Source organism: Burkholderia sp. APQ4-4ca, from assembly GCF_057837105.1.
In genome coordinates this window covers 9,812-14,335 of sequence record NZ_JBYQCG010000162.1, presented here as the reverse complement: position 1 = coordinate 14,335, position 4,524 = coordinate 9,812, and the positions used below count along the sequence as shown (strand labels likewise).

At 58.3% G+C, this 4,524-nt stretch carries 5 protein-coding genes and 1 pseudogene; 4 read left to right on the top strand and 2 right to left on the bottom strand.

Going from position 1 to position 4,524, the window contains the following annotated elements:
- Together AC3IFE_RS18950 and AC3IFE_RS18945 are read left to right on the top strand one after the other, a co-directional pair.
- A partial coding sequence (locus AC3IFE_RS18950; RefSeq protein ID WP_489191561.1) for an IS66 family transposase occupies positions 1 to 555 on the top strand: 555 nt, incomplete at its 5' end.
- 28 nt (positions 556 to 583) lie between these two features.
- A pseudogene (locus AC3IFE_RS18945) lies at positions 584 to 1,342 on the top strand (tyrosine-type recombinase/integrase); the annotation flags it as partial.
- 183 nt (positions 1,343 to 1,525) lie between these two features.
- Here the strand turns inward: AC3IFE_RS18945 and AC3IFE_RS18940 are convergent.
- Together AC3IFE_RS18940 and AC3IFE_RS18935 are read right to left on the bottom strand one after the other, a co-directional pair.
- On the bottom strand, positions 1,526 to 2,011 hold the full coding sequence (locus AC3IFE_RS18940) for a hypothetical protein (RefSeq protein ID WP_489191559.1): 486 nt from the start codon (positions 2,009 to 2,011) through the stop codon (positions 1,526 to 1,528).
- Positions 2,008 to 2,241 (bottom strand): hypothetical protein, encoded by a 234-nt coding sequence (locus tag AC3IFE_RS18935; protein ID WP_489191558.1) that lies wholly within the window; start codon positions 2,239 to 2,241, stop codon positions 2,008 to 2,010. Before AC3IFE_RS18935 ends, AC3IFE_RS18940 begins: the two co-directional genes overlap by 4 nt.
- A gap of 1,034 nt (positions 2,242 to 3,275) precedes the next feature.
- Here AC3IFE_RS18935 and AC3IFE_RS18930 point away from each other — a divergent pair.
- Positions 3,276 to 3,845 carry a carboxymuconolactone decarboxylase family protein gene (locus tag AC3IFE_RS18930; protein ID WP_489191557.1) on the top strand — a complete coding sequence of 190 codons (570 nt, stop codon included), beginning with the start codon at positions 3,276 to 3,278 and terminating at the stop codon, positions 3,843 to 3,845.
- Between the two features lie 64 nt (positions 3,846 to 3,909).
- The coding region (locus tag AC3IFE_RS18925) for an enoyl-CoA hydratase/isomerase family protein (RefSeq protein ID WP_489191556.1) at positions 3,910 to 4,524 on the top strand (615 nt) is incomplete at its 3' end.

Sequence of the window (4,524 nt, the reverse complement as noted above, 5' to 3'; positions counted from 1 at the left end):
GGCTTCATCAAGGCCGAAGAGTCGGTGCCGAAGGCCGCACGCTCGCCGGATCTGCTTACCACGCGCTTCGTCGTGCTGATCGGCAAGCTGTTCGCGGCCGAGGCGCGCAGCGCGAAGTGGAAGTCTGAACGCCGGCAGCGACTGCGCATCCGGTACAGCGCCCGCGTGCTCGACATCATCGAGCGCATGCTGGTCGAGCATCTACCAGGCGTCGTGCCGTCGAGTCTGCTCGGCAAGGCATTGCAGTACATGAGCGGGCAGTGGTCAAAGCTGGTCCGATACGTCGGTAACGGCAACTGGCCGATCTCGAACAACCTGTGCGAGAACGCGATCCGGCCGTTCGTCGTCGGCCGCAAGGGCTGGCTGTTCTCCGATACTGTCGCTGGCGCGCAGGCCAGCGCCAACCTGTACTCCCTCGTCGAGACGTGCAAGGCGAACGGCGTCGAGCCGTATCGCTATCTGGTCTGGCTGTTCACCAGGTTGCCGCTCGCCGCAACCGCCGACGACTATGCCGCCCTCATGCCATGGAGCATGCCTGCCACTCCCAACCTCTGATGGGCGTCGTTAAAAGACCGCATACTCAGGATCTATTGCTGAAAATGCGTATACCGCTCGGGCCGTGCGCGCAGCAGTACCGCGCTCCAAGGCCAAAGGTGATTGCCTACAACGAGAACAACTGCTTCCGTGGTTCACGACCGTACGTCAGATAGACAATCCAGTTATTAGCGCGTACTTACAGGGCCTTCTGCTTACTGGAGCTCGTCGCGAAGAACTCGCCGCATTGCGTTGGAACGACGTGGACTTCCGCTGGCGCAGTCTGACCATGAACGACAAGGTTGAGGGAATCGGTGGCCGCACTATCCCCCTTACGCCATATCTTGCAAGTCTCCTGATGCATCTCAAGCAGATGAACGAGATGCCGCCGAACAGACGGCAGTTGGCCAGCCTCACCGAAAAAGGAAAGTCATGGTCACCCTCTGAATGGGTGTTTACCAGCAACAGATCAGAGGACGGAAAGATCGCCGAGCCCCGAAAGGCCCACAATGGTGCAATCGAAGCCGCCGGCCTGCCTCACCTCACATTGCACGGACTGCGCCGGTCGTTCGGTACGCTCTCGGAATGGGTTGAAGTCCCTGTCGGTGTTGTTGCGCAGATCCAAGGCCACAAGCCATCTGCGTTGGCCGAGAAACACTATCGACGTCGACCACTCGATCTTTTGCGCATGTGGCACGATAAAATTGAATCGTGGATGCTGCAGCAAGCAGGCCTTGGCCACCTTATCACGCCTGTTGCCGAGACTGATGCGAGCGGCGGAGCGGCAAAGACGGCGTCAGGAAGTTGATAGCCGCCGACCGTTCTCAATACGGCTCACAGCGGGAAGCTGCACAATGCCCGATGATGCAGCAGTACCTGCGCCTTATCGGATAAGGCGCAGCGCACAAACCTACGCCAAGACCTACGCTCACGCTGTTCCGGACCGACACCCTATCGATCATGCTTCACATGCATTTCGATGTTGATTGACTTACTTGTCGGCCGCTGCTTGAATCTCTCGGCAAAAGTTCTTCAGAGTTCCAGGGCATTGTTTGTCCGCATTTCGGGCGATCCGCCGCAACCGCTCTGCCGGGACTGTAGCGTCAACATGCCGGACAATGAACGTGCGGAAAGCCGGGTCCGACACGATCATGGGTTCCAACTGCTGAATAGTGCCCCAGTGATCTGCGAGCAAAAGAGTGTTTGATTCGCTGAACCCTTCCGCGACTGCCCCATCGTCACAATTTGCGAACTTTCGAAATTGTCGATGCAACTGCTTCCACGACGTGGCGGCATCAGAAGCAGCCTCGGCCTTCCGAGCTTGGTCTGAAGTGCAAGCGTTGGGCCCGGCGAGCGCCGTTGACGAGTAGAAAATGGCGACAAACCATAGTCCGAAGTAGCGACGTGTCGTTTGGAAGGTTGCTGCGTCGACCGACGGAAAGTGGGCGCTTTGTGTCTCATGGCCAATCCCGTTCACTCGGATGCCTCCTCGATAGCCTGTAAAATTACTTGTGGGCCGTCAATTACACTCTCGTCTCCGGAAAAACGCGACATTTCCATATGTCCATCGTCGAACACGTCGATCTCGATACGCTCACCTGGCACAGTTATCGAGATCAGAATGGTGTCCGGGCGATACCGGCCCAATGTATAAAAGAGGCGGCGTTCGTCGAGGTTGCTAAGCAATTCGTACAAGGAGTGCGTCATATGTCCTCCGCCACGGTCAGCAGATCACGACAAAGCCGAGAATGACACGGTAGGTCGATTCGTTCACGGGTCTCGACATATCGAGGAAATGGGCAGAACGTCCGATGCTCGATCAACGAACCCGTACAGTCACAATCTAGACTGTCGACCGCAACTGGCGTGTCGGGGTTAGCACTATGTGGCGGGTTGTGCGCGCAGCGCTACGCCCGCCAGGCAGGACAGGCCTCTGACGCTGCCGAGTCCCCCTGCACCTGGCCAAACGGCGAACTTCGCCCAGTCACGTCCGACCCACTGGTAAACTCGGGCACCCGAACATTGAAATAATTTTCGCCAGCATGGGCGACAATAGAGAAATGGCTCCTCCAGCTCGGGAAGGCTGAGAGAAGGTCCCCCGCCATTTGGCGAGAAAAGGGCTCAAGCAATTCGATCAAGGTGGCTCCCCCGCAGTTCGCGAATAGCGCAACGCGATCGATGGCAATCCTACGCCAGAAGTCGAGCGACCGCTGCTGGCCGACAATCACCTGTCTTGATCATCGGAAATTGGCCGAAAGGCGAACTTCGCTCTGTCACATTGGAGCCACTGGTAAACTCCGGCAGCCAAAGCAACTTTTCCCGGTCACATGAGCATGCAACCCACCGCAGCACCTGCACCCGTCACTCCAATGATGCAGCAGTACCTGCGCCTTATCTGACAAGGCTCAGCGCACAAAGCTACGCCAAGACCTACGCTCACCCGTTTGGGGAGGGGCAGTTACCGACCCTAAACAGCCAATCGCTCCCCGACGACCGTCTGGCCGCTTTCGAAGCCGGAGCGGATGGTTATGCCCCAACGTTGATGTATCGCCTCCCCTCGACCAGATTCAGAGCATTTGCTCCGGTTGCGTTGGACCATCTGCTCTCCTCAGACGTGTACCTCAACGGCACAGCGACCGCTTTATGCCTGCCAGGAATGAGTGTTATCGACGGCGCCTGCCTTCTTCGAAAAGGCGCTGACCTTCATCATTTGCTCACCGTCAACCAACAGGAGCAAAACGATGAGCAACTTCCAAACCTACACAATCGATAACGCACCGGCCGCTTCGAAGTCCAGTCTCGAAGACACGAAACGCGCCTTTGGTTTCGTCCCCAACCTGCAGGCGCATATGGCGGAGTCGCCCGCGCTGCTCGCCGGTTACTCGGCGCTGTGGGATCTGTTCTCGAAGAGCACGCTGACACCGCACGAACAGCAGGTCGTCTATCTGACTTCCAACTTCGAAAACAACTGCCACTACTGCATGGCCGGTCACAGCACGCTGGCAAAGATGATCAAGATGGACGCAGGCGTGATCGCCGCGCTGCGCGCCGGCACGCCGCTGCCCGATGCAAAGCTCGAAGCGCTGCATCGCTTCACGACCCTGGTCGTGCGTGAGCGTGGCTTCGTTCCGGAAGCCGATGTCGACGCGTTTATCGCCGCTGGCTACACCCGTCAGAACGTCCTCGAAGTGATTCTGGGCGTAGCAACCAAGGTGATGAGCAACTACACGAACCACATCGTCCACACCGAACTCGACGGCTTCATGGCCGGTAACGAGTGGACCAAACCGGTCGCCGTCGCTGCCGCCTAAGCCGTCTCCGGGCGCCCTCGCGGCTCCCGTTCCACCCCATATCGAAGCTCACCGAGGAACCGCCATGTCCACGTTCGACCGCTACAAAGACGCCTACTCCAACGCCAGACTGGCCCGTACGCCGGACGGCGTGCTCGAAGTCCGTTTCCATACCGACGGCGCGAAGCTCGTCTTCAATGGCCATACGCATGAGCAGTTCACCGACATGTTTCATCAGATCGGCGAAGACCCGGATAACCGCGTCGTCATCCTGACGGGTAGCGGCGACGCATTCATGGACGCGATCTCGCCGGAAGGCTTCGATTTCTTTACGCCGCGTGGCTACGACAAGATCTTCCGCGAAGGCCGCAAGATCCTGATGAATATTCTCGATATCGAAGTGCCGATGATCGCCGCGCTGAACGGTCCGGTGCTGTTGCATTCGGAATACGTCCTGCTATGCGACATTGTGGTGGCGACACCCGAGACGGTGTTTCAGGACATGCCACATGCCGTGTTCGGCATCGCTCCCAACGATGGCGTCCATCTGCTGTGGCCGGAAATGATCGGCAGCATTCGCGGCCGGTATTTCGTGCTCACGCAGCAAAAGCTCGGGGCCGAGGAAGCAAAATCGCTGGGCGTAGTCAACGAGATCGTGCCTGCGGATCAGTTGCTGGAACGTGCGCACGCAATTGCCGCA